Origin of the sequence: Oceaniovalibus sp. ACAM 378, from assembly GCF_008085915.1 — a bacterium.
Lineage (GTDB): Bacteria > Pseudomonadota > Alphaproteobacteria > Rhodobacterales > Rhodobacteraceae > Oceaniglobus.
Window position 1 is genome coordinate 1 of sequence record NZ_VSJK01000031.1, and the last position, 25,210, is coordinate 25,210.

Sequence of the window (25,210 nt, forward strand, 5' to 3'; positions counted from 1 at the left end):
GAAGGCGGATAGAAAAATCTGCATGAGGATGAGGACTCCGTGAACGCAATCCCCAATTCAGAATCCATCTCGCCCTCACAGGCAAGAGCGACCGTTCACGCCTTCAGTTCCAAACGCGATTCCCCTGCCTTCTGATGCCAGAGGCTAATAACCTTCATTTCCTGCGAGCAATACGCTTTACACGGACCGATTCAAGAGGAACTTACGTCAGGAGTGTCTTTGACACGAGTTCATCTTCGACAGTTAGGCGAGCCTGCATCGACTGTTGGCGGCACTGGCGTGATCGGGCAAGCTTTACTCGCTTGAGGAACCAATGGGAAACTCTAAGCCCTGACGAACAAAGGATGCTCTGGATGGCCGCCGGAGATTTTGGTGATGAAGGTGAAAAGTCGAGAAATCAGCTAAGACGGTCACTTTCGCAAGCTTGGCGTCTCGGATTTGAGCCGAACAGGGGACAAACTTTTGCAGCAACCTTTTTAGAATGGACCAAAAATGGCGCTTAAGAGGCTCCCATTTCGAGATCCAAGGACTGTTGCGAGGGACATCCCCGGCGTCTTGGATATGCTTTTCCCCCGGCTTAGTGGAGGGCTCGTTGCTTCGCTGAATCGGAAAGCGTTCTCATTTGAAGGTATAGAGCCTGTATCGAACGAAATGGTTGATCAAAGTCAGCTTCAAAAGGCTATGCTGTTTGAGCTTGCAGTAACTCGGGCCGAGCAAATTTTGGCTGGAAAACTAGATCCACAATGGGAAGGGTGTATCCAAGTCGCGGCAAAACGTCAGAGTAGGCATTTCGATGCGAAAATTCCCGACGGGATAGCAGATAGCGACAAGTCAGTCGCAGAACATGCAGCACAAAACCTAGTTGCAATGCTACGAAGCGTGCAGGAACAACATTCCGGTTCTCAGCTTGAGGCTAGTCCTGTGATACCGGGGATGGGATGGATTGCTTCGGGGGCTGGAGACTTTTCGCTTGGAAAATTTCTGATTGAGGTGAAGCATACAGGCCGAAACTTTGGTGCGGGGGACTTTAGGCAGGTGCTGATGTACTGGATTTTGAAGTATGCTGAGGCAATTGAGCATGAGGTTGATATATGGTCGGATTGCCTCCTCTTGAACCCACGGAGAAACTCTGCACTTCTCATAAACTTCGACACGCTGCTGCATTCTGCTTCTGCCAGCTCCAACCGAGTTGAACTGTGTGAACTTCTGCGATCAATCGTGGGATTTGATTTGGAACGAAGATAACCTCTCTGAATGTCAGTTAGTGACGGGAGACTTGCTAAATGGGCACCCGCAGCGAAAGTCCGGTTTCCGCCAGACCTGCAGGTGGCGCCACCCGCTCCAAGTGCTGAACGAATGTCCAGATTGGGCTGGGAGCGGTCATCCAAGGTTTTCGCCAGGCATACTTGCCTCCTAGACTCACGCTTGATTTCATACGGGCATCTTGTGTTTGGTGCAGAACACTAGATGCGCGCGCTGGGGAGGGCCGGTATAATCAAACGATTTTATAGCGTTATGGTGCAAATCGCCCCGCACCGGGCGTCAACCATATCAATGGGTTACGAATAAAATGCAAAACATTTTGGCAGCCAATCCAACAACTGCGCGCTACTGATCCATCCAGTCCCACGGGTCTGGTGGTGATGGCTCAACTGGCAACTCGGGCGCCTCCGCGCCGTGCAACTCGAGCCATTCCTTCACCGCACCCCACACCTCGGCTGCCCCGACGCTGCGGGCCCCCAATGTGTTATCAAGCGCCTTGCGGAGATCCGAGGGGATTGTGTTCGGCCAGGTCATGACGGCTCCTTAAAACTGCAAAATCTGACCGGCAAGGCCTGAGGGTATACGCCCTGAGCGCTGATCTCAGTCGAAACACGATTTGCCTTGGATCAGAGCGGCACCGAAGCCAATAAAGTCAGAGTTTAGTCAGGAGAACAGCGACCGGAGCGCCCCAACGACGAACGCTTTCTCCGCCCTGGTGAGAACGGCGGTGGATTCGGCAAACGCGGCCAATTCACCGGCAAGATGAGCGTCAACTTCACCCGTCTTCTCGGCTCCAAACTTCTTAAGACGGTCTTCCCCCATCCGAATAATCAGCGAAAACGAGACGACACTTTCTCCAGTTGGCGATTTCGGCAGTCCGGGGATCTGGCCATCCTCAAGAACGCAATCGCCCCGGTAGCCGGAGCCTGAATTAAGATATAAAAACGCGAAGAGTGGGCCGCTATCTCCATGGCCTAGGCAGAGATGAAACTTTTCCTTACCCGCCGTAGGACTGAAGAAACGAACCACATCTCCAGTCTTAAACATACGGCGAGTATTCGGCCAGCATCGCGGCCTGATCGAAGTTCGGCTCATCGAAGAGGAGCCCAAGCTTCATGTCATAGGCTGCGCTGCCGCCATCTTCTCGCCAAGCGTCCACATAGGCCTGATCTTCGTGAGTGAGCTTTCGAATTTGGCCGAACCCCAGACGGAGGACCATCCCCAGCGCATCATTCAGAGCTTCGATATCGCTCTCGGACAAATACTGGTCGACATCGAAAGCACCATTCAGTGGAAAATAGTGTTTTACAGTTCTTGTTTGGTCGACAACCCTCCAAGGGAGCGCCTCGATACCGCAATCATGCAGAGACTTCATGTTGGCCTTCAAGAGGTCGTAGGCCAGTGAAGGCACCGGCCCGTGAAGCATCGCGGTATAGTTGTCGTATGTGATGGGACGCCCCCACTCGTTAAGATGAGCGCGATCAGCCAGAAACAGAGTTTTCACAAGATCGTACTGCGAGACTTTACGCTTCCGCGCAACGGCCTCGGTCATCACATGGTAAAGGGAAGCCAGAATGCGAGGCACATTCGGCTTCATTGTGACAATCCTCGGGGCTGCGTCATTCATCTTGCAAGACTCCATCTGAGTATCCACATAGACGAAATTACCAACATTCCAAGCCTGTGTTAGAAAAGTTGATCAGGCGGACCACCGCTCCTAGCGCACGCGCTCACCCCATTCGACCGATGCAACGATAGCCAGTAAACACCTCTCCAAGCATTGTACCGTCGGCGTTAAGATTTCGCAAATACCGCACCAAAAGCCGGAGCGGTTCTTGCCGCCACACACCGCATTTGGCTCGAAGTCCGGCCCGCGCATACTCATTTCGACATCAATATTCCCCCAATCGCCTCGACCTTCCCGTTCGCACATTCCGCGCTGCGCAGGTGCTCTGTCGCCAGCACGGCCAGATCCCGATAGGTCTGCGCCACTCGATCGCTGATCAGACACGGTGTCAGCAGCTCGGCCGGCACAAACGGGGCCACAGGCACATACTCAGTCCGCGGATCGCAGGCGGCCAAGAAGATCGGCAAGGTCAGGATCAAGCTGCGCATCGGCACACTCCCCAAGATCGGCTGTCAGGATGGATTGAATCGTCGCGTCCAGTTCCCCGGCGCGGAGCTGCCAACGGGCGGCACGTTCGACGGCGATCTTCGCGGCGGCCGCCCGCTGTGTCAGTGAGGCTTCCAACGCGGCCACCGAGCGGGCCAGAGTCGCGGCACGGCTTTCGGCGCTGTCCGCCCTGCCCGACTGCCACCATGCTGCTGCCCCGAGGCTGAGGGACAGCAACAACGCGGCGATCAGAGCGAATTTCGTCACCGATCCATCGCCTGCTTGATTGCTGCGCGCGATCGGCTGGTCAGATACCAGATCAGCGTTCCTGCGGCGGTAATCGCACCCACCGCCAGCTCAATGATGGCGGGATCGGTGGCAAAAGCCCGCGCATCTCCGGGCGTCAGCAAGCCCCGATTAACGAGAGTGGCGGAGAGCGCGATCAGCGCATAGCGGACGAACGGAGTCCAGGTCGCGATTGTCTTCATGGGATGTCCTTTCAGGGTGTGTGAACTTCAGAGACGCGCCATCTGGAAGTGCATCGCATCCGCACCCCAGAGGCGGATTGCAGACAGCCAGCCGTGGCGCTCCATGATGTCGAGAAATGGTTGATACTCGGATCCGCAGAACCGCGCGGCCGGGCATGGGGTTCGCAGGCCGTTCGGCGCGGCGAAGATGTCAACGGCACAGCCATAGGCATGCATCGACCAGCTGGTGCCGCCCCGCATCCGGCGCGGGTTGTATCCGCCGGCATATCGATCGAGACCCAGCCTGCGCCATTCCGCCTCGCCATAATGCTCGAGCACCGCGGCCAGAGCGGCCGTCAGGGGCGCTGCGCAAATGGCATGCACCCGCAGCCGTGTGACGGTGGTGTCCAGATCCCAGTCCAGCCGCATGGGCGCGGGTGTCTCGGCCCAGCCCAAGCGCTGCTCTACCGTGCCCCCCGGTCCCGGCGTGCCATAGGCGGTCGCGACTTCGGCCTGACGTGGCAGACGCGTCCGCGTGGGGCGCGACGGCAGCGGCGCACGGCTCACATCGGCTGGGACGCCCGCCTGCTCGCTCAGCCAGCTGGTCAGCGCCTCGGCGGTGTTGTGCCCGGCATACCCGTCGATCACGCCCGGCTCGTGCCCCTGGGCGTCCAGCACGGTCTGTGCTGCAGCAATCAGGCGGCGCGACCAAGGCCAGTGGCTGCGGATGGCATTGGCATTGCGCTCGATGACCGCCGCCGCATCGCGGGTCAGCGGGCCGGGATCTCCATCGATCGCGCCGCGATAATATCCTGCGGATGCGTAGAGCATCTGGATCTGTCTCACGTCCATATTCATCTCCCATGGCAAAAGACCCCGCTGGCGGGGCATGAAGGTTGCAATTGTTGGTGGGTCAGCGGGCGCGGGTGCGGATCGGGAACGGGATGCGCGACGACTGGAACGTCAGCGGCTCATCCCGCGGCGTCATCCCCGGGCAACTGGTGTAGGACGCCTCGAACACGAAGTCGGCCGTCGGCTCGAGACCAACCGGCGTCATCACTTGCACGTCGATCGTCGTCCAGGTCATGCCGATGTTGCGCGCCACGCCCGGAATGATCCGTTGTGCCGGGGCGAACAGATCCGATCGAGGATTGATGAAGCCCCACTGGGTTGATCCTGGCACGATCCGGCAGCGCACACCCTCGGCCATCCGGCGCACCTTGATCTGGATGTCACAGGGTTCGCGCTCGACACAGTGGCCATCGAGCGGCCGGGTGTTGGTGAGCGAAACCTCAAACACCTCGGACGGGCGGCGCAGGGACTCGATGTCATCGCGCACATCGGCCATTTGGCCCAGCAAGCTCTCGACCCTGACCACCAGCTGGTGCAGCGCGTCCGGCGTGTTCCAGATCGCCATCGCGCGCTCTTTGACCGGATCGAAGACCATGATCACGAGGCCGCCAATCGCCGCAACCACAAGCCAGTCGACAGATTTCGAAATGAACCGCTCCCAGATCATCTGGCGCAGTGGCTTGTGTTCATCGGACATGAGGAGTCCTTGTGCTGGGGGTGTGGGCATGGGTGAGAACGGATTACAGGACCGTCCTGCCGCAAAGCTAACGGGCCGGGCAGGCCACGCACGACGACACGCGCATGGGGAAGTGTTCAGTGATCTCGCGATAGACCCGCAAAGCAATCATTGCAGAATCGCCCCGCCCCCGCTTTGATTTACTCTAGCCATGCCGATTTTTCCTATCCGTCGGTTTGGTCAGCCACGGGGTGGGGTTCGCCGTCCCTGCCCTGTGGCGACTGGTCCATCCTACCAACCCGCTATGAAATCGAGGCACCGGCCCCTGATCCCTTCGATAAAAATTGCTGCTGACGTGGCATCCGCGAATGTCGTGCTGACATCCTCTCCGATCAGGACATCATCGACATAGGCCCGCACGCTGGTCGGGGTCACTTCCAGCTTGGCACGCACGATCTCACCGGCTGGGCCAATGGATCCTGCACCAATGACTGTTCTGACATTACCAACAACTCTGTTGAACACGGCGCCGCCAGTCGTGTCAGACAATCGGATCTCGTAGTTGTTGTTTTCGTCTTGATAACGACTGACAATAGCGCGCGTTGAGTTAAAGCCAGCCTCGGTCCTGAAAACCCCTAGGACATCGTACGTGGTCTGCCCGAGGTCGAGATAGGCATGACTTCTGCCGGTGCTGCGGCCTTCCAGAAACCCACCGTCTCCGGGCTGGACAAGTGTCACTGACGTTGCGGCCCACGCGCCAACGCCCGCAACAACGACTTCCGGAACTCTACCAATAACGCTCGCTTGGGATGGCGTGAAGAAACTATCCCGCACCTTGATGTCCAGCGGGTCGATCAGGCCGGGGAACAGTCCGATGAATGTGGGCAGAACGCTGTCGGCAGGTACAGTGCCTTCTTGTGTGATAATACGCATTTTGTTTGGCCTCTTATGGCAGGATGATGATGGGTTTACGGAATGGCACCAAAGCATGCCACAGAGGCACGTCACCGGAGCTTACCTGCGATTTTGTTTGTGTGCTGTCACGGACGCATCCCGCTGCAGAGCTCACGGCAGGGAAACCCGCGCCAGCTTTGGTTATGGCGTAGTCAACAATCGGGTTGGCCCCGAGGGCGCGATTGACGGTGAACTCTATCTTATCGCCGTCAACGATTTCCATCTCGGAAAGAGTTAACTCCCCGGCCCCATCGGATGCCGAGAAACCGTTGTTGACCGCAGCCGGAAGGGCCAGCGGGTCGAAGACAACCGGGCGTTGCGGCACATGGAGCGCAACAGATACCCGCGTCCCCCGCGCCGTCACCGATTTGACCCGCAGCGACGGCGGTTCTACTCCATCGATGATGATCCGCTTTACAGCCACACCTGCGTACTTCCCAGCGATCTGGTATCCACGCAAAGTCGGGTGCAGCCCGCCAGTCATTGACCCGAAGAAACGATAGTGTGGCATTCCCCAGAAGAACTTCCCCGACCCTGCGTCGATGACGTCATTCATCGCGCGGGCAACAATGCCATCAGGCAAGGTATACCCGGGATCGTTGAACAACAGGAAGATCACAGGATCGGTCTGCCCCAAAGTCGTCTGCACGAAAGTTTCGACAGACTCTTGCAAGGCTACCAGCGATGCGGCGTATTCAGACACGCTGGTGGTTTGGCCGTCAGACGTGCCTTGCAACCAGCAGACGACCGGCATACTGATCGTAACCCCCAGCTCGTCCGCACGGGCCTTCGCGCCGGTCACATGATCTTTCAGCCGTTGAAACCATGTCCCACCCTCGCTGAGTTGGGCAATGGTGTAGCCGCCGTGCCCAGCGGTTGACCCAAGTAGAACGGTATCATTTGGATCATCGCCATCCTCCAGCGCAATCAATTCAGAAACCATGTTCACGCTGGATGAGACTGGAGTTTCGCCGCGTCCCGTTGTTCCATCGCCGGTCAGGTCATCCTCGACCAGCGGCTTGAGCGCGGTGGTTCCTGTGACTGTGGCCTTCGGCCCGCCGCCGAAAGTGACGTTTGACCATGGTTGTGTCAGGGACAGCGCGGGTTGCGCGTCAGCACCGACCGAAAGGGATTGGCCGTACCATAGGACCATCGTGATTGCTGTTCGGCTAAAAAACCCGCTCTTGAGCGGAGACATTCGAGCGGAAACATAGGAGACACCAGCTTCACCCGAACCGCCCGTGAGCCTACCGCCGCCCGCAACATAGTCCAGCAACGGCCCATACGCCTCGATCACACGTCGATTTCCGTTTTCGTCAAGCACCACGCGCATGAAGGTGGGGTAGCTCGGGTAGTCCGGTATGGTCTCGACTGATTGGATGCCAGTCTGATCGTAACCGTAGGCCGACAGCGCGAATGATGTGGTCGGGATGTCGTCTGTTTGTACTTCCAGGACCCGACGCACACCGTCCGCATCAAATACGGTGACCAATCGGCCTTGCAGGTCAGTATAGACCTCAACTCCCCTAAGTATAATGTCACTTTCTTCAATCGCGCTCCGGTTTTCGGAAATCTGGGAGGCAAGATCACTCTGATCCGCGATCCACTGCCAGACAATCGGATCAGTCCCGAGCGTTGTGACCTCGGACCCGGTGTAAAACGTAGACCCGCCGTTGACCGTGCCGCCGTTAACATAGACCGATGACCGCTGGACCTCGCCTGCCACGTCCATATCGCCGCGCCGCGTCCAAGCACCTCCCGCCGTGATGTAAACGCCGTTGTCCGGGGAGTCCGTCGCTCCGGTATCGGGATCGGTAAACGTCTTGGCCCGGTCCTGCTTCCAAACGAACACCGCGCTGGCGCTGGTCAGGGTGCCGTCGATGGTTTTCTCGCCGGTCAGCGTGATATTGCCCGTGGTGGCCAGCGCGACCGCCTCGCGAGGGATAGCCCCCGATACTGCGATGCCCTCCAGGGCAGTGATCCTGCCATCTGCGGCCGCATCTGCCGCCTCAAGATCGCTGACGCTGGTCTGATCGAAAACAAAGTTATTCGCCCAATCGCGGATTTCCCGCTTCTTGATATGTGCGACCCCCGACGCCGGATCTCCTATCGGCAGGGGTGCGCCCACCGGCTCCCCCTGCTTGCCGTCGCCGGTATAGCGGTTGAATTCGCGGAAGATCTTGTCTGCTTCGGTCGGCATGGCGAACCCTTCTTAATATGGCACACCAAAGCCCGCGGGGAATCCCGCGCGCGATGGGTCGATTGATTGTGGTTAGATCGTCTCGCTGACAGGCCCGGTCGGTGTGGCCTCGATCAGCGATGGGTTGATGGTCACGGCCCAGTAATACCAAGTCCCGGTGCCGGGCATGTCGTCATAGGTCTGTTCCGTCCCGGCAAGGCCCGCCAGCGTCACCCAGACGGCCGCACTGCCAAAGGTGGCACTGTCACTGCGATAGATCCGGGTGCGATAATAGCCTGAGCCGCCGTTGATCCATGATAGCGTGATCGTGCCGCCCGCCTCGGATGACGTGAGCGCCGTCACCGTGTCCGGTGCCACAGGGTTCGACATCACCGATATTTCCTCACTGATCGAATAGTCTGTGTATCCCTGCCACCGCGCCCTGACGTTATATGTCTGCCGGTCCTGCACGGTTTCGGAATGCGCGCGAAGATCCCCGACCCCGACAATCATCGGACGCCATAAGAAATCCGAAATCTCCCGGTACTCGGCCGTCAGTTGCAGATCATCGCGTTCCGGATCATCGACCGTCGCAGTGAGGCGGACGGCGTTCAGCCCCTCGCCAAGCCCGACAACCTCCTGCCCGAGCGTCAAGCCGGTCGGCGGGTCAACATAGGCGTTGGTCATGACCAGGTCGGCGAGCGGCGGCGGCGGGTCGCCTTCTTCGGTTTCGGCATCCCAAGGATACGGGTTTTCGATGCTGGCAACGGTGATGTCGCAGGTCCGATCCGCCACGGAATAGCTGTGGCCCAGCACTTCGAACGCTTGATCGATGCCCAGATCTTCAATTACCAGCCGGATGACGTGCTTGCCCTGCCCGCGCGGGAAACGCGCCTTCATGCCAACCAGGTTCGTCTTGATGGTGCCGGTCCAGTCCCGGTGCCGGGCATTCCAATGACATTTCATCAGGCGGCGCATCTGGCCGAACGCGGGGCACATATCGACGCCAAACGTATCGACCCGCTCCGGCTGGGTCAGCAGCGCGGTATCGTCCCGCATTTCCTGCGCGTCGGTCTGCTGATAACGGTGTGCGGGCGACATGAAGATGCCCTTGAGCACGTTAAAGTCGGTGAACACATCAACACCGTCTGACATCTCAAAGCTCAAGATATCCAACGGCGTGATGGTGACATCTGGTTCCAGCCATTCGCCGCCGAGGATCGCCACCTTGCCCTCAGGGGTCATGTAGATCTGCGCATCTGCCGTGGCGAGTAGCCGGGCGGTGACTTCCTTCGGCTGATCCTCCAGCGTGTAATATCCGCCGACGCGATAACGCTTTTCGGTGCCGCCATCTTTCAGATCAACGTCCTGGTCACAGAGATTGGTAAACTGGTCGAAACTGTCCAGATCAATCGCAGGCAATGGGATGCGATACCCGTCCGGGTGTGTCAGGTAATCCAGCACACAAGGCCCGGTCAGGTCGGTATAGCCCACCACCATCGTGCGCGGGTCCATAACCTCGGACAGCTTTGCCGCCATCTGCACACTGGTCTGGTCGCTGCGCGGGAATTTATTCGACATCTGGTCAATCGCGGGTGCGGTCATGATCACGCTGTAAGTCGCCAGCCCGGTCAGCTTGTGGTCTTCGGTCCAGATCGTCGGCAGCGCGGCCCGCACATCTGGATAATCGCCACCGTCGCCCGACAGGATCGATTGCACATTGAGATACCCGACTGCGCTGCCGGTCGTCGCTTCGCCGTCAACGTCAAACGTGACCAGCTCACCGTCGACATACCAGCCGACGATCTCTGATACATCGCCGTGATGAGTGGCGATGATCTGATAAAGCTTGCCGTCCTGCGCCTCCCACAGCGCCCGCGTTCCGGCCAACAGAAACTCGCCGTAACCCCGGATACGCGGCCCGGTGGCCTGCGCCAGCATGGCCTGCACTTCCTGCGGCGATGCCTTTGGCGGCTTCGGCCCGAAAACCGCTGACGCAACGCTCCACAGGATGGCCTTGCCAATGCCAATCAGCGCCGCAGACAGGCCCGCCGACAACCCGAGGATCGTCCCGGTGCCAACGACAAAGCCGGTGAAGGCGATGATAGCTGTAAAGATTGCCATTTATTTCACCCAGGCCGTTTCAACAGACCGATAGCCAAGCCGCGACAGATCGGGCCCACCGATGCCGGTGGAGAGCCGCACCATTGCTCCACGCTCCGCCGCCCATGCCTCAAACGCCCGCAAGAGGCGCAGGCCCTTGCCATCCTCGGCATACCAGCCGTGTTCCGCTGCAACCGGCGCCGGGCTGATGACCGTCTGCTCGATCGATGCCGCCAAGAAACCCCGCGCCGTAACCCAGACCGCCGCGTTGTCGCTGATGATCAACCGCCGCAAGACGGACCGCGTGTGATCCGGATCCATCGCCAGCGGGATGCCAGACGCCGCCACCAGCCGCCCGACCAGTTCAACCAGCAACGGCAGGTCGGACCCCCGCGCGAATCTCATATCCAGCGTGTCGAGTGGTTGGTATAAACCGCCACCCGCTCCAGGCCCTTGTCGCCGGGGTGGCGCGCCTGTTGATCCCGATCGGTCAGCAACCCACGCGGCGGCGCATTGCGGCGCACCCACAAGCCCTCGCACTGCAGGCTGATCATCTTGTCCTTTGGACCCTGCGCCGAATAGGTCATCGCGGCCATCGTGCCGGTAAACAGCGCCATCGGGCTTCCAATCGCCTGCCATGGCCCGACAGCGCCGATACGTTCGGTCGTGAACAGTTGCGAGTAGACGACGATCTGGCGACCGGTCACCGCGGCGCGGGAGTCCTTTGCCAGCAGGATCATTTCGGTTGTCGCGGCCAGTGAGATCGTCAATGGATCGGCGCTCATCTGATAGTCCGACGACAGATCGCTGATATCGATCGCCTCGCCCGTGCCCTGCCAAATGTGGCCAACGTGATCCAGATCGCCGAAACCCGCCCACCAGCGTTTCGCCCCGGTGGTGAAGTCCATCCAGCACAGCACGGCCTCGGCAATCTTTCCGCTGCGCAGCTGTTCGTCCGGGATGGCCAGCAGATCATCACGCGCGCCCATCAGATCGCCTCGACAAAATTCATCGTGACGCGGTGCACATGCGCCGTCTCATAGACCAGCTGCCCCTCGCCCTCGCTGGCGAAGCGCATCAGGCAATGCGGGGTATCCATGATCACCATCTCACCAGCATCCGCCGCCGTTCGCAGCGGTGGGGTGATCCGCACCCGGTCATTCTCACCATCCGGCCAGATCTGAATTGCCCTGTGCATCCGCCCTGCGATGCTGAAATCATGACCAGGGCGGAACTCGGAGTAGTTGGTGCGCGCAATGGTGATTTCAGCCGCGCGCAGCGCTGCTGCTTCTGCCAGATTGCCAGAGATCGCCGGACCACCGTCAAAGCCCCAGAACTCTGAAGTTTCAGACCCGGCACCCTCATTCATCAATCCATTACCGAGCGCAGAGGTGGACCGACGGGGGGCCAGGCGACCCTGCCCATCGCGCGGACTGTAGCGCTGGAACACCGGAACCGAGGTGGTGCCAAGCATCCCCTCCATCCCCGCAACAAAGGATTGCAGGGCCAGGATGGTTTCCTCATTCGTTGTGATAGCTGTGACTGCCCCAACCCAATGCGCTCCAAGTCGCGGTTGGACCGAAAACGCGCCGCCGACCGACTGCTTCGGCTCACTGGACGCGCCAACGACTTGGAAACCGGATGTCTGAAATCGAAGATTCAAAGGGAAAGTGACAAACATCAGGCCATCCGCTTGGTATGGTTCGCCATGATACTCGGCACCTGCTGCAGTCCCGCAGACACGCCCTGCCGCACCAATTGAATAATGTGTTGATCGCCGTTCGCGCCGTCGACACTGACGTTGATATTCATCGTTCCGGGCGTTGCGCTGTTACGGTCGGCCATGCGTTTGCTGATGTCATTCGGGATGATCTGCGTTCCGCGCGGCAGGTTCATGATTTCGCCGCCGCGCTCATTGATCTGCGTTAGACCGCCGCGCCAGTTGTTCGTACCATTTGCGTTCTTGCCGATGCTGCCAAACACACTGTCCATGACCTTGCCCAGCCAACCGCCACCGCCGCCGCCCTTTCCGCCACCCAAGGTGCCCCAGAGCGCATCGAAGGCGCGGCTTGCCAGCATGTCGGCGAACTTGCCAAGCAGGTCACCAATCGCGGACTTGAGAGTTTTAGCGCCAGTCACAAGCCCAGTGAAAGCAGACTTCATCGAATCTCGAACTTCACCAAAGGTTTCCTTCAGCCGCTCGGACCTTGTTTTAAGCCCATCTATTGCGAGCGTCAGTCGCTGCACCTCGGCGCGCTGCCCGGCAGTGGCATTTGCTCCAAGGGACTGAATCGCATTATAGACGCTCTGCTGCTGCTCGGTCATTCCGATGGTGGCGCGAAGGTTAGCGTATTCTGTCCGCAACGCTTTTAGTGCATCAGCCGCTTTGTCAGCTTCTTTTTTCGCTCCGCCTCCCCCGCCGCCACCACCTGCGCTATTTGCCAGTTCGTCATTGAGATTGGCGACGGATGCCGCTGCGCCATCAAGTGCCGCTGCGCCATCGTCCCCGGCATCAGTGACGGCGCGGCGCAGGAGTTCAAACGCGGGCGAAACAATGTTCATCGAATTCGCAATAAGCCCAGAACCCTCTTTAAAGTTCCTCGCGGCTTTGCCTTTCCAATCCTCGCCAATTTTCCCAAGTGCTCCGCCGACGTTAGAAGCACCAATTCTGGCGCGCTCTCCAAGCACGAACATGATCATATTAAAAGGCTTCAGCATTCCGTTGATTAAGAAGTCCCATTTGCTGCCAATTACTGCAAATGCAGATACGAAATGCCCCGCGATGCTCTGCGCAGCGCCCGCCATCATATTGCCAAGGCCAGTAGCAGCCCGACCCATCCCTTCCAAAATGGCCTTTCCCACGTTGCCAAGCGCGGAAAGCGCGCCACCAATGCTGCCGACCCCGGCCACCACTTTAGAGAACCAAAACACCAGCTCCCCCGCTCCAACGATCAGAAGGCCGATACCGGTGCGCATGATCGCACCGCGCAGAACCAACAGCGCGCGGGACAGCCCACCCGTCGCAAGAACAGCCGCCCCCCTTGCCACCACCCACTGACCGGCCATGAACGCGACGAAGGATGAGGCATAGGCAGCGATGCGGCCGATGTTTTCGCCCAGCGTCTGGATCACCGTGCGCAGGGTTCCACCTTCGCGCATGACGTTCGCGAAACCCTGCGCCATCGCATTGAGCGCGGGCGCGATCGCGACGGTGATCTGACTGATCAATCCCTGCGCAATCAGGCCCAGCTTCGAGATTGAATCATTCGCTGCCTCGATCTTGCTTGCATCGGTTTCCGAAATCGCAAAGCCGAAGGACTTCAGCTCTTCTGTCGCCTGGGCGATGGTCGCAGGGTCGAGACGCGCCAGTGCGATCGATCCCTCCTCACCAAACAGCTTGCCCGCCACAGACGCGCGCTGCGCTTCGGGGATGAAGTCCTTCAAAGCCTGGTTGATGGTGCCCAATCGCTGATCCAGCGGCAGCTTCAACAGGTCGCGCGCCGACAGGCCAAGCCGCTTGAGCGCGTCTGCAGCTGGCCCCCCGCCCGTCGCCGCTTCACTGAGACGGCGATACAAGTCCTTTGTGCCCTGCTCGATGCTCTGCATGCTCACACCGGCCAGATCGCCCGCGCGCGCCAGCACCTGCATCGAGGTCGTGGTGGTACCAAGCGACTTTGCAAGTTTGGCTTGCGCATCGATCGTCGCCATCGAATTCTTGATCGCATTGACCGAAAACGCCCCGGCGATGGCGACACCGACACCGGCCATCATCTTCTTCATCTGCGCCGAGAACCGACCAGCAGTTCCCTGTGCACCTTTCAGGCCACGGTTGAACGGCCCCGCATCGAGGCCGAGACGCGCGCGCAATACACCGACATTTCCTGCCGCCATTTCAGCCCCCTTGCTGTCTTAAAAAATCGGCACGGCTGATTGTCGCCATTCCGGAACTGGCCGAACGCAGAACGCCAGCCATTGCTTCTGGCGGCAAGGTCACCGCCCCGCCGCGTTGCGCATCGATGTATCGTTCAAGATCGCGCTGCGACCCGGACTGCGCCCCGACATAGACCGCCTCGGCCATATCAGCGCGCCTATGGGCCGCGCGGGTGCCTGCGCCCTTCATATGCGCCAGGTAAAGGCGCGGGGTCAGACGCCAGAACGCCGCCGGATCGAACCCGGCGGCGATATAGTCTGACAGCAGCGCAAGGTAATCTAACCCTGCGCTGCCTTCGCTTCCCCCGGCGCTTCTTCCGTATCCGCCTCCGCATCCGGGAAAGCAGCGCCAAGGGCACGCGTCAGGGCGTCGGGATCTTCTGACAGCACCCGACCAGCGTCCTTTTTGGTCGCGTCCGGCTGACGTTCCAGCAACATGCACCAGATAAATGCTCGGATATGAATGGCGGACAGGTCACCACCATTCTCCATCTGATCCATGAACTCGGTGACCTTCAGTTTCGTCTCTTCCTCGAAGGCGCACATGGCGTTGAAATCCATCAACAGGATCCACACCTTGCCCGCGACGGTGACGGCGACTTCGCCCTTGAGTGCGTTCGCCATGACTTATGCCACCACTTTGGCTTTGACGGTCATCGTCGCAACCGCCATCATCTTGCCCTTGGCGTTGATCCCGATCGGCCGCCAGCTGTTCAGATAGGCGGCATACTCCACCGGATCTGCACCGACGGCGGTCAGCTCCAGCAGGTAATCTGCGCCACTGGCCTCAAGTGCCGTCAGCGCGATATCGGACTCGCTGCCGGGCGCGTAATGCATGTTCAGCGCCCAGGTCGGCGCCTTCTTCATGCCCCGGATGAACTCTTCCGTGTCGTTTGGACTTTCAAGGTGGGTCACCTCTTCGTTGTCCGGCGTCTGGTCGGGAAACTCGTATTCCTCGACGCCGACAAGTTTCGTCCAGACTGGCGTTTCTCCGACGCCCACCCGGACAGTCGAGCCATATCCCCGCACCGCTCCGCTGCTTGCAGCCATTGGTCAGATCCTTTCGATGTGATGTTTGCGCCGTGGGGCGCGGGTTCTCGGGGTCAGACCCCGGCCAGCGGTTCGGCCAGCCAGGCCGTGACCGTGAATCTCATGATCAGCGTGCCGACGCGTCTGGCACCGCCACCATCCAGATCGATTTCCGTATCGACCAGCTGGCAGTCCTGCCCGTCAGCTTCCAACGCGGACAGAACAAGCCGTTCGATGACAGCACTGTCATCGTCGAGAACGTCTTCGATATCCTCACCGCCCTGCCGCTTGAGCGCGACAATCACGGATGTTTCGCGCGCCGAACTCTCAAGGCTGTCGCGCTGCTTGCCCTCGCGCGGGGTGGCAACGCCCATAACCGGCAGGGTCTCGGCATCGATCTTCTGCGCCCAAGCCGACATGATCGTGAATCCGGCGAACTCACTTGATGCCTTGAGAGCTGTGCGCACGGCCGTGCGATAGTCGCTGCGATAGTGGCTCACGGATCCACCTCTTCCAGCTCAGCGATCAGGAAACTGTCCTGCGCAGGTGATCCGCTGGGCAGCATGTTGATCACCTCGAACGTGCGACCGGCCATCGTGACCGGAGCCGAGGGCAAAATAATGTCGCCCCTGGCCAATTCGGGCGCCAGATCGCGGCGCACACGCAGGGTGGGTGACAGGATCATCACTGTGTGCCCCTCGGCATCCGTCACCTCGATCGGTCCATTGCGACAGACCGCATCCACTGTGCGCGATACGTCGCCTTTGGGCTGATAAATGGTGGGCGCCCCGAACACACCGGTCAGGACGCCCGCCATTCCGTCGAACAGGCTCATCAGGTCACGGCAGCCGGGGCGGCACCGTTCAGGCGGACGATGCCGGTGGCCGAAGGATTGGCCGCCACCGCAGCCGCAACGCCAATCAGCAGGTTGCCGGTGGTGGTCGCCGTTGTGCACAGCCCGCTGGCGGGGATAAAATAGATCGCAGCGCCAACGGTCCATGCCTGCGCCGAGGTCTTCGCCATCTCGAAAACACCGACGGTTGCGATGGACAGATCGTCGCTGCTCAGCGCGTCATGCTGGGCAACGCCGAACAGCACACCGGCCTTGACGCCTGCACCGCTGAGCGTGTCGGCAGGTGCGGGGATGGTCAGGCTTTCGCCCGGTTGGATGTATGTCTTCATCGGATCAACTCCAAAATGAGGGGAAAGACAAAACGACGCCCAAAGGGCGCCGCTTGTCAGGGTGGTTCAGCCGGGGCGCGCGTTACGCGCCGGCGTTCTTGAAGCCGCCGCGATAATCGATCGCGCCCACGCCGAAATCGAGTTCGACAGAATAGGCGATGCCCTGCTGACCGAACGGTTCGTCCATCCGCATGCGGGGCCCGCTTTCGCCCTGCAGATAGCCATACATGAAGCTCGGCACCGCTGCCGGATCGGCAAACAGATGCCAGGCATTGTCGGTGATATACGGCGTGGCGACAGGCGTCAGTTTGCCAACGTAAGGATTGACGTTCGACGCCTGTGCGGCCTGAATCGGCGCAAGCAACTGCATTGCCTCGAATTCCTTGGCCGGGCCGGTCAGCAGGATACGCGGCTCGACGGCAAGATAGGTTTCGCCGCTGACGCCCTTGCGCGAACGCATATCTGCGATACCCTTGGAAACACTCGTTGGGGTGATTGCGGCCGCCGTGCCCGCCTTGGTCTTGTCGGTGGTGTTGAACACCTGGCGTGTGGTTTCCAGCAGGGTCGGACCATCACCATTGGCCCCCGACAGCATCATGGCAAAGAATGCGCTGTCTTCAAATGCGGCGACCGCCTGGCCACGGCTGCTCAGCAGCCGGTCGATCGCCTGCAGATCATCGTTCACCATCATCTGGCGACTGATCCGCATTGCCCGGGCATAGGGCACCAGAACGACACTTTCCTTCTTGTCGCTGACGGTGCCGAACTTGATCTCACCGGTTTCAGTCACCGGCAAGAGGGTGGGAAAATCGCCAACCTGCGCGATCGGGTGCGGACGGAAATCAGCGAAATCCATGCGCTCGGCGATGGCGCGATAGGCTGGCGCTGCCGACTGATAGGCCGACATCATCCGCTTGTTCAGGGCGTTCTCAAAGATCGCCGGGAAATCGCTGGTCGAGTGCGACCCCATGGCCATGCGGATCACGTCCGCTTCGCCGCCACCGCGCGTCACGCGACCACGGTGGCCGATGCTGGCCGCTGCCATTTCGGGCAGGGTCAGCGCCATGTAATCACGCGCCGGGCCGCGCACCTCATTCGTGCGCGACATCCGCGCGACGATGGCGCCTTCGATCCCGGCGCGGCGGGTGTCGCGTTCGTCACGGGTGATCCGGGCGGTCGCCCCGCCGGGTTTTTGTTTGTTCACGCTCGGTCCTTTCGTGCGATAGTGGGCAACCACGCCCATCAGAGGTGTTTTGTCGGCGATGAATTTGCGCGCCACATTCAGAGATCCGCCGTGCATCAGGACCAGATCGATGATGGCGACGGCTTCATCCTCCGGCGTTTCGTCATCATCCGGATCTTCATCGGCGTCGCCGCCTTCAGCGGTGGCGACATCCTCAAGGATGTCTTCGCCATCGCCGCCTTCGGCCTCGGCATCGGTGGTATCGTCTTCCGCTTCCAGCGCCAGAGCGGCGGCCTGATCTTCGTCTTCGCTGGCCGTGGCCAGGGCGGCGGGTACCTTGCTCATTTTAGTCTCCTTCAGGGGTTTGGCGGGTTGCCCGCACATCATGGCCAGGACGGCGCGGCGGCCGGGATTGCTGGCTCGGGTTGCCGCCAGCAAATGCCGGGGGGCGTGGTCATAGGCGGCATAGGCAAAGTCCGCTGGCGCTTCGGCGTCATCCGTCTCGACCTCATCGGCGAACCCGGCGGCGACGGCATCTTCGGGGCCGTACCAGGTTTCCGATCGCATGATTTCGCGCGCGGCCTCGGGGGTGATTCCGGCGCGGGCGGCATAGATACCCGCGTATCCGGCAGACAATTTTCCGAGCATTTCTGCCACGGCCCGGTGATCATCCTCAGTGCCGAAAAAATCAGCGGCGGGGTCGTGTATCATGAGGATCGAACCGTCGCGCATGATGAGCTTGTCAGCGGCCATGACAAACAGGCTTGCGGCGCTGACTGCGGCTCCCGTTACGATCACGGTCACGAAACCCGGATGGTCGCGCAGCATGTGATAGATAACCAAGCCATCTGCCGCTACACCCCCGCCCGAGTTGACGTGCACCGTCACATCGCCCTGACCTTCCAGTTGCGCGCGCAGCTGGGCGGGGGTGAAATGCGGGTCTTCGGGGCCGAACGCCTTGCCCACCGATCCCTCAAGATAGATATTACGCGGCATCCAGGTTCCTTTCCTCGATCAGTGTTTCGGCGGCCTGCTCAACGGTTGGTCCCGCCTTGGGTGCAGACTTGAGCTCTGTCAGGCTGCGCCGCATTTCCGTGTCGGCCGTGATCTCGGCATCGATGGCGCCGGGCTCATATCCCATCCGGCGGATTTCGCCGTGACGGCTGGAAAGTCCGGCCTCGATCCGCTGCACGGAAACCTGTGTCTCGGTCTTTGGATCTGCGATAACCGGCGGCGGTGGCGTCCAGTCCAGCCGGGCCAGACACAGCGCACTGACCAGAGCGGGCTCCGCATGGGCCCAACCCTGCAGGATCCATTTTGCCAGAGGCGCGCACAGCCGCGGCATTACCAGCGTCCACTGAATTGATTCGACGCCTTGGCTCATCTCGATGCGACCGATCCGCGCTGAGGAATAATTGACATTGCTCAGATCGCCGGTCAGCGCCTCATAGGTGATCCCCAGACCCGCCGCGATCCGGCGCAGGTGAATGCGGGCGAAATCATCATAGCCGGTCACATCGGGCGGTGACGCGAATGTCACCTCATCATCAGCGCCGATTTGCTGAATCAGACCCGGCGACAGGGTCTTCGGCACCCCGGCGTTCTCCGGCGCCTTCTCTGAGCGCCAGAAGGCGGCGAAACAGGCGGCGATCTTCTGGCGCATCAGCTGCGCTTCATCGTTGTCCGCCAGCGCCACCAGATCGTCCAGCACCGGCGCGAACCAGCTGACACCGCGCCGCTGATCGGGCCGGTCCATACGATAAAGGTGGATCACCCTCGAGGCATCAACGCGCGTGTATTCCACCCCACGCAGCGGACCCAGCCAGACGGCGCTGTCCGGATGTTCGTCATAAAGGTAATAGGCGACAACGCGTCCGGCCTGATCGTATTCGATCCCGTCATAGACAACGTGACCGTCGATATCGGCACGCCCCTGCAGGCTGTCGTTCAGATACTCGGATTCCAGCACCCTCACCTGACACTGACCACCGCTGCGCGCATCGTCGGGCCACAGGATCAGCGCCTCGCCATCGGTGACCATCGTCTCCACCGCCAGACGTTGGATCCCCGCCAGTGTGCTGGCGCCCAGCACATCGAACGCCACGCTGTCGAGCTCTGCCGCGCGGCTTTTCCACGCCTCTTTCAGGCGCTCATCATCGCTGACCAGTTTCGGTTCGATCCCGGTGCCGATGATGTTGTTGACCAACACCTGCACCGCGCGTTTGGCGGTCGGATTGTTGCGCACCACGTCGCGCACCGACAGCATGATCCGGCGGCGCACGCCTTGAGCAACCGCATCGGCATCGCCCGACACCGCCCTGACCCCGGAACTGCGCCGCGACACGCTGGCCGCGTTGTAATGCGCCAGTGCTTGCAATGCCCCGCGCGCCGTTGCGCGGCGCAGCCCCGCGCGGGGCGAGACGCTGGCAATGGCGCGGTCCAACCAGTTCATTCCGGGCGCCCCACGAAGGTCGGGTAATGCTGGCGACTGACCGAACCGTTCACGGATTGCTCCATTTCAGCCAGGGTCGACCGCATTTCGGCCAGGGACCGAAACGTCACCTGTTCCTCGCCCATTTTTGCCTGACTGACGCCCTTGGCGATGGCCTTGCGCAGGCTGTCGATATCGTCTTGCGTGTAGCTCACAGCCAGTTTCCTTTCGGTGCGATCCAGCCCTGCGTGTCGCCCAGGTCCGGTTTTTCGACATCGTCTGTGCCCGGCGCTTCCGGCGGGGCTTTCGGCGTGGCCTGCTCAGACAGCGGCACCACGGACACAGCGGCATCAAACAGATCGGGCTGCGCTTCGGGCGGCGTAATGCCGCGTTCGTTTTCAAGAATGTCCCACTGGCCATCGGTCATCGCCGTCCAGCCGCGTTTGCGCGCGGCGGCCTCGGCATAGTTCATCGTGTCCAGGCATTCGTTCCGGCGCGCCGGTTCAACCAATTCCCACCGCGACACCATCACGCCCGAGGGCGCGCGTTTCAGGATCCGCACCTCTGACGTGATCTGGCGGTAATATTCATCGCCGAGACCCCGGGCAAAGGCGACGAACCCGCGTTCGACCGCGTCTTCCTTCGCCAGCCAGCCGTAAAAATCCGCCTTGAGCTGGCTGACGTTCAGCATCCAGCCACGCTTCTGCCGCCGGATCACCCGCCCGTTCGCCTTGCGGTCCTGTTGTGGCCGCAGGATCGGGCCATTGGCGGTCGATGCGCCCTTGATCAGGATCACCCGGGTGAACGGGTGGCGCTTGGCCCAGTCGCGCACGTCTTCCGTAAATCCGCCTTCATCAACGGCCATCATGTCGATCGGCAGTCGCAGACCCAGTTCGGTGCGCCAGGTGGTCTTCAGCAGCGCATCAAGTGCCGCGCGCCCGTCGTCATCGCCGATGTAATGCGGGATCACGATGTGATCGACGACCCAGCGGCGATAGTTGCGCCCGAAGGCCACGATGCTGACTTCGATCCGGTCGGCCTGATTATCGACACCGGCGGCCAGCAACACCCCACAAGCCGGGACGATACCGCGCGCCAGAACGCTGCCCGCTTCCGCATTCTCGACCCGGTCGCGCAACTTTTCCCAGTCCGGGCCTTTCGTCGCCTGTTCGAACGGCAGACCCAGAACATCGTTCCAGAAGGTCTGTTCGGTCTCGGCTTCAACCGTCTCCTTTGCCTCATCCTCGGTCTTGGCCGAGGCATGGACACCGGTCCATCCCATGACCTGCGCGTATTCGATGGCGATCGATGCCCAGTCGCGCTGCGGCACATACGCCCGCCACAGATGAAACCCGGGGTGATCGCCGCGCAGATTCTGCGCCACCCACCGGCCTGCCGCGACCATTTCACGCTTGTGTGCGTGGGTGATCACTGCACCGCAGGCGTCACAGCTGAAACACGCATTGCCCAACCGTTCCGGATTGAGGTTCTTCTTGAAGTTCTCCCAGGTCAGCGGCGCCATGTTGGCGCAATGCGGGCACGGCACGTGATAGAACCGCTGATCCGAACGATTGAACGCCCGCGTGATCCGACAGGTGCCCGCGATCTGCGGCGTGGAGATCCGTCCGATCTTTGCCTCATCAAACCCCGATGCCCGGCTTTCCGCCATCTTTTCGGGATCACCTTTCGGCGTCATCTCGAACTTCGCGACATCGTCCATCAGCACCAACCGGCGGGTTGTGCCGGCCAGGTCATCGGGAGATCCGGCGCTGACCACTTTCAGCGTGCCGTCGCGACGAATGGTTTCCTGATTGTGCAGCGTGTCAGTCTGCTCGCCGCGCCCCTCGCCGAATATTTCGATCAAGGCGGGCGCCTGTCGCCGGATCGGCATCCACTTGGTGCGCACCCATTCCGTTGCTGCCGAACTGGTCGGATGCACCACCAGGCTGTCGAGCGGTCCATACTCGTGCCACGCCGCCAACGTCGGGATCAGAACCGACACCGTCTTGCCCCATTGGGCCGAGCCGCGCAGCGTGACTTCGCGCGACGGATGTTCCGGGCTCAGAACCTCGTGGATCTCGCGCAGGAACGGAAACCGGTTGATATCGAAAGCGCCGGGAAACGGTGACCGTTCGTCAAACACGATGTTGTCCCGGCACCACCGGGTGATATCAGGCGGCGCTGGCGGCGTCATGGCAAGCGCCATCCCCGCCATCACGGCGCCCTCTGCCGAAGACAGGAAACCCATTCAGTCGGACTCGGACTTTTCAGTGTCGCTCATCGGCGCGCCGGTCGCTTGGTTGGCCAGCTGCTCAGCGCGGCGGGCACGATGTGCGCGCCAATGGTCGACCAATACCTTTCGCACTTGCCGCGCATCGATCCCAAAGGCATCGGCCACCGCCCGCGATCCATCCCGCAACACTGTGTCGAACTGGCCGACTTCATGCGACATGGCCCGGGCCGAATGACGCTGAACCTCTTCGGCCAGCACCCAGAGACCCTCTTCCCTGGCGTTCTCGCGTCTCCGGCGGCGGGCGTCTTCTTCCTTGATCTGGATGGTCGCCAGCTCAAGGCGATCAGGATCATTTGGCGGCAGAATTTCCCCTGCCCTGTTGCTGCCTGTGGTCCTGGCATCATCCTCGGCGATCTCTTTCATCGCCTTGCGCGTGGCCAGACCGTTTCCGGTCATCTGACCAAGGTCAAGCCGCCGCCCCAGCGCCGCGACAACCTTTGCCGCATCAAACCGCCGCGATCTTCCTTCGCCGACATAACAGCCATCCAACTTGCCGGACGCGAGATACTGGCTGATCCGGGGTTTGGACACACCCAGTCTGATTGCCAGTTCCGTTGCGTTTAAACCCGACATATCACCCCGAAGTTAAGTTAAGGCTTTTTCGTTGGTTAAGAGACGCGCAACTACCGGGGTGCGAATTACCCCTGTGCGAAGGAAGGCCGGGAAGGACCCGCCGGTTTATCTGGCGGTTGCCAGAGCCCGCGCCAATGTCCGCTCGAAGTGGATCGGGAACTTCGCCTCGAACACTTCCTCAGCGCCATCATAGAAGCCGAGCCGCTTTCGATATGTCGGCATCGACGTGGTGAAGTGCAGAACCTTCGTCAGGCTCTTCTTGCCTTGCCGCTTCCACACGCCCGGCGACAGCTTAGATCCCGCACGCGGCACGAAGTATCCCGCCCGCTTGGACTGACGCTTGCGCGAGTCCTTTGTCGTGTTCGTCGCCGTTTCCCTTTGCGACTGGATTGCGGAAAGAACCCGGTTGCGTTCCCCCGGTGACCAGTTGCCAAAGGCGTTCAGCTTGGCTCCGCTTGCAGGAACCACAGCCTGGATGTGGCCACCAAAGCTGACACGAGATTGCATCAGCTTTTCCAGTCCTGTATTCGAGCGGGCCCCGCCTTGCTCCTGAACTTTCAGGAAGTGACGGGCACCGACCGATGGCCGCTCCTTCACCTCGGCAGTCAGCGTCGACTTGTTCGCACGCCATACCATGAAGGCATTGCGCGCGAACCGGGTGGGCCGGTCAAAGACGCTATCCATTCGCGTCTGCATGTGATCGTGCACATCCTTGGCCGTATCGTTCAGCGCGTTGACAGTCGCGAATGGCACCTGCCGCTTTTCGACGTCGCTGAGACCTTTCGTGAAGTCCGAGGTATCCATCGGCATGAACAGCATGATCGATCCCCCTAAGCCTCAATGACCTGTTGCGGGAATTACCCGCGATTGCATTGCAGCCCCCATCACAAACGCAAAGCGCCCGGAAGGGGTTTCCTTCCGGGCGCGGCTGTAGTGCTGGCTCAATGTCAATACGAGCTAGCGCGAGTAGTCAACCTTTATTTTGCCATGGCCGCAAAGGAGGCATCACATCTGTCACATGGATACGCCCCAAATCGACCGCAGCCAGCCCTACCCGCACGTCCAGCAGCCACCCCCACCATTCCAGATAGGACCGACGCGCAGCAGCGATCTGTGCGCCTGTGGGAGAATAGGTGACCGGACAGACCAGTAATGGTTTCGTGATCGTACCGCGCCGCGTGCGATAGGTTATCCTGCCCACCTCTTCGGTTCGGGCCGTTGCGCCGTGCTGGTTGCTCTTGCGCCAGGCGACCGGAACGCACTGCAGCCGGGCCTCAGGCATCCAATCGGGCACGCACCCGGCGCGGGCCAGTTCAGCCACCCGCACCGACTGGAACCACAGCAGGCTATTGCGGACAACCGATGCGATCAGATCAGCGTCGTCATGGGGATGTGAGCGACCACGGAACGTGTCGATGTTGCACCCCAGCGCACCCTGTTCCATCAGCCGCGCCTCAGCCCCGCGACCAGGCAGTCCAAGGCCGCCCACCGCTGCAACCTCATCAAACTCCAATTGCGCATGCTCGACACCGAAGGCCCACTCCAATGCACCCTTCACGCTCATCTCGCGCCGCATCATGCCCCGCTGATTGCCCACCTTTTCCATTCTCGCCCTTTTCGGCAGAACGGCCGCCGGAGCGGTAACCGGGATAACATCACCGATCTGTAACCCTCCCATCCTACTCATGTCCGCACCCCCGGCGTTGCGCGCTCACCACGGCCCAGGGCGCGGGCATTCTCGCAGCGCGCTATGGCGGCGCGACGACGCTCCAAAAGCGCGCGATCGGCCGCCGTCAGATCCACGCCCGCCTTGTCCGCAGAAAGTAGCCGCTCATGCTCTCGCACCGCAGCCCGCGCACCTTCGGAGATCTTGCTGACCACATAGTCGCCGGGCCACTTCCATTCGGTGGTGACCCACCCCATCAGTTCAGGCGCCCATCCGCTTTCGATCGACGATTGGCCGATCCGACTGGCGAACACTT

The 25,210-nt window shown here is 60.7% G+C and carries 29 protein-coding genes and 1 pseudogene; 2 read left to right on the top strand and 28 right to left on the bottom strand.

Annotation, left to right across the window (positions count from 1 at the left end):
* Positions 1–353: 353 nt before the first annotated feature.
* Positions 354–503, top strand: coding sequence for a hypothetical protein (locus FQ320_RS25910; RefSeq protein ID WP_187394054.1), 150 nt, complete (start codon positions 354–356; stop codon positions 501–503).
* A gap of 58 nt (positions 504–561) precedes the next feature.
* On the top strand, positions 562–1,245 hold the full coding sequence (locus tag FQ320_RS23515; protein WP_255509698.1) for a hypothetical protein: 684 nt from the start codon (positions 562–564) through the stop codon (positions 1,243–1,245).
* A gap of 363 nt (positions 1,246–1,608) precedes the next feature.
* On the opposite strand, the gene FQ320_RS23520 is transcribed toward FQ320_RS23515, so the two are convergent.
* From FQ320_RS23520 to FQ320_RS25915, 28 genes and pseudogenes are all read right to left on the bottom strand, one after another.
* Positions 1,609–1,797 carry a hypothetical protein gene (locus FQ320_RS23520; RefSeq protein WP_148475723.1) on the bottom strand — a complete coding sequence of 63 codons (189 nt, stop codon included), beginning with the start codon at positions 1,795–1,797 and terminating at the stop codon, positions 1,609–1,611.
* 129 nt (positions 1,798–1,926) lie between these two features.
* Complete coding sequence (locus tag FQ320_RS23525) at positions 1,927–2,310, bottom strand: hypothetical protein (protein ID WP_148475724.1); 384 nt, start codon at positions 2,308–2,310, stop codon at positions 1,927–1,929.
* The gene (locus FQ320_RS23530) at positions 2,303–2,890 is read right to left on the bottom strand and encodes a Panacea domain-containing protein (RefSeq protein WP_187394055.1); all 588 of its coding nucleotides are present in this window, start codon (positions 2,888–2,890) and stop codon (positions 2,303–2,305) included. The genes FQ320_RS23525 and FQ320_RS23530 overlap by 8 nt, the downstream gene beginning before the upstream one ends.
* Before the next feature lie 429 nt (positions 2,891–3,319).
* Complete coding sequence (locus FQ320_RS23540; protein WP_148475727.1) at positions 3,320–3,643, bottom strand: hypothetical protein; 324 nt, start codon at positions 3,641–3,643, stop codon at positions 3,320–3,322.
* On the bottom strand, positions 3,640–3,864 hold the full coding sequence (locus FQ320_RS23545) for a hypothetical protein (RefSeq protein WP_148475728.1): 225 nt from the start codon (positions 3,862–3,864) through the stop codon (positions 3,640–3,642). The genes FQ320_RS23540 and FQ320_RS23545 overlap by 4 nt, the downstream gene beginning before the upstream one ends.
* A 27-nt stretch (positions 3,865–3,891) precedes the next feature.
* Positions 3,892–4,695, bottom strand: coding sequence for a M15 family metallopeptidase (locus FQ320_RS23550; protein WP_148475729.1), 804 nt, complete (start codon positions 4,693–4,695; stop codon positions 3,892–3,894).
* Between the two features lie 61 nt (positions 4,696–4,756).
* Entirely contained in the window at positions 4,757–5,392 is a 636-nt protein-coding gene (locus FQ320_RS23555; RefSeq protein WP_148475730.1) for a hypothetical protein, read from the bottom strand.
* Positions 5,393–5,662: 270 nt separating this feature from the next.
* Positions 5,663–6,304, bottom strand: a complete 642-nt coding sequence (locus tag FQ320_RS23560; RefSeq protein ID WP_148475731.1) for a hypothetical protein — start codon at positions 6,302–6,304, stop codon at positions 5,663–5,665.
* A gap of 13 nt (positions 6,305–6,317) precedes the next feature.
* Positions 6,318–8,525: a hypothetical protein gene (locus tag FQ320_RS23565; protein WP_148475732.1), complete on the bottom strand. Its 2,208-nt coding sequence runs from the start codon at positions 8,523–8,525 to the stop codon at positions 6,318–6,320.
* Between the two features lie 72 nt (positions 8,526–8,597).
* Entirely contained in the window at positions 8,598–10,628 is a 2,031-nt protein-coding gene (locus tag FQ320_RS23570; RefSeq protein WP_148475733.1) for a hypothetical protein, read from the bottom strand.
* Positions 10,629–11,012, bottom strand: a complete 384-nt coding sequence (locus tag FQ320_RS23575) for a hypothetical protein (protein WP_148475734.1) — start codon at positions 11,010–11,012, stop codon at positions 10,629–10,631.
* On the bottom strand, positions 11,009–11,596 hold the full coding sequence (locus FQ320_RS23580) for a hypothetical protein (RefSeq protein WP_148475735.1): 588 nt from the start codon (positions 11,594–11,596) through the stop codon (positions 11,009–11,011). The genes FQ320_RS23575 and FQ320_RS23580 overlap by 4 nt, the downstream gene beginning before the upstream one ends.
* Positions 11,596–12,288, bottom strand: coding sequence for a hypothetical protein (locus FQ320_RS23585; RefSeq protein ID WP_148475736.1), 693 nt, complete (start codon positions 12,286–12,288; stop codon positions 11,596–11,598). The genes FQ320_RS23580 and FQ320_RS23585 overlap by 1 nt, the downstream gene beginning before the upstream one ends.
* Positions 12,288–14,387, bottom strand: a complete 2,100-nt coding sequence (locus tag FQ320_RS23590) for a hypothetical protein (protein WP_148475737.1) — start codon at positions 14,385–14,387, stop codon at positions 12,288–12,290. Before FQ320_RS23590 ends, FQ320_RS23585 begins: the two co-directional genes overlap by 1 nt.
* A 112-nt stretch (positions 14,388–14,499) precedes the next feature.
* On the bottom strand, positions 14,500–14,685 hold the full coding sequence (locus FQ320_RS23595; protein ID WP_148475738.1) for a hypothetical protein: 186 nt from the start codon (positions 14,683–14,685) through the stop codon (positions 14,500–14,502).
* Positions 14,686–14,816: 131 nt separating this feature from the next.
* Positions 14,817–15,161: a hypothetical protein gene (locus FQ320_RS23600; protein WP_148475739.1), complete on the bottom strand. Its 345-nt coding sequence runs from the start codon at positions 15,159–15,161 to the stop codon at positions 14,817–14,819.
* A gap of 3 nt (positions 15,162–15,164) precedes the next feature.
* Positions 15,165–15,587 (bottom strand): phage tail tube protein, encoded by a 423-nt coding sequence (locus FQ320_RS23605; RefSeq protein WP_148475740.1) that lies wholly within the window; start codon positions 15,585–15,587, stop codon positions 15,165–15,167.
* 53 nt (positions 15,588–15,640) lie between these two features.
* Entirely contained in the window at positions 15,641–16,066 is a 426-nt protein-coding gene (locus FQ320_RS23610; protein WP_148475741.1) for a hypothetical protein, read from the bottom strand.
* The gene (locus FQ320_RS23615) at positions 16,063–16,401 is read right to left on the bottom strand and encodes a hypothetical protein (protein WP_148475742.1); all 339 of its coding nucleotides are present in this window, start codon (positions 16,399–16,401) and stop codon (positions 16,063–16,065) included. Before FQ320_RS23615 ends, FQ320_RS23610 begins: the two co-directional genes overlap by 4 nt.
* Positions 16,401–16,748 carry a DUF2190 family protein gene (locus FQ320_RS23620; RefSeq protein WP_148475743.1) on the bottom strand — a complete coding sequence of 116 codons (348 nt, stop codon included), beginning with the start codon at positions 16,746–16,748 and terminating at the stop codon, positions 16,401–16,403. The genes FQ320_RS23615 and FQ320_RS23620 overlap by 1 nt, the downstream gene beginning before the upstream one ends.
* Positions 16,749–16,830: 82 nt before the next feature.
* A complete protein-coding gene (locus tag FQ320_RS23625) occupies positions 16,831–18,927 on the bottom strand; it encodes a head maturation protease, ClpP-related (protein ID WP_148475744.1) in 2,097 nt (698 codons plus the stop codon).
* Complete coding sequence (locus FQ320_RS23630; RefSeq protein WP_148475745.1) at positions 18,917–20,383, bottom strand: phage portal protein; 1,467 nt, start codon at positions 20,381–20,383, stop codon at positions 18,917–18,919. The genes FQ320_RS23625 and FQ320_RS23630 overlap by 11 nt, the downstream gene beginning before the upstream one ends.
* Positions 20,380–20,577 (bottom strand): phage head-tail joining protein, encoded by a 198-nt coding sequence (locus FQ320_RS23635; RefSeq protein WP_148475746.1) that lies wholly within the window; start codon positions 20,575–20,577, stop codon positions 20,380–20,382. The genes FQ320_RS23630 and FQ320_RS23635 overlap by 4 nt, the downstream gene beginning before the upstream one ends.
* Positions 20,574–22,610, bottom strand: coding sequence for a phage terminase large subunit family protein (locus tag FQ320_RS23640; protein ID WP_148475747.1), 2,037 nt, complete (start codon positions 22,608–22,610; stop codon positions 20,574–20,576). The genes FQ320_RS23635 and FQ320_RS23640 overlap by 4 nt, the downstream gene beginning before the upstream one ends.
* The gene (locus FQ320_RS23645; RefSeq protein WP_255509696.1) at positions 22,611–23,186 is read right to left on the bottom strand and encodes a hypothetical protein; all 576 of its coding nucleotides are present in this window, start codon (positions 23,184–23,186) and stop codon (positions 22,611–22,613) included.
* A 147-nt stretch (positions 23,187–23,333) separates the two neighbouring features.
* Entirely contained in the window at positions 23,334–24,047 is a 714-nt protein-coding gene (locus tag FQ320_RS23650) for a hypothetical protein (RefSeq protein WP_255509697.1), read from the bottom strand.
* 151 nt (positions 24,048–24,198) lie between these two features.
* Complete coding sequence (locus FQ320_RS23655; protein ID WP_148475749.1) at positions 24,199–24,915, bottom strand: hypothetical protein; 717 nt, start codon at positions 24,913–24,915, stop codon at positions 24,199–24,201.
* A pseudogene (locus tag FQ320_RS25915) lies at positions 24,912–25,210 on the bottom strand (hypothetical protein); the annotation flags it as partial. The gene FQ320_RS23655 and the pseudogene FQ320_RS25915, both read right to left, overlap by 4 nt.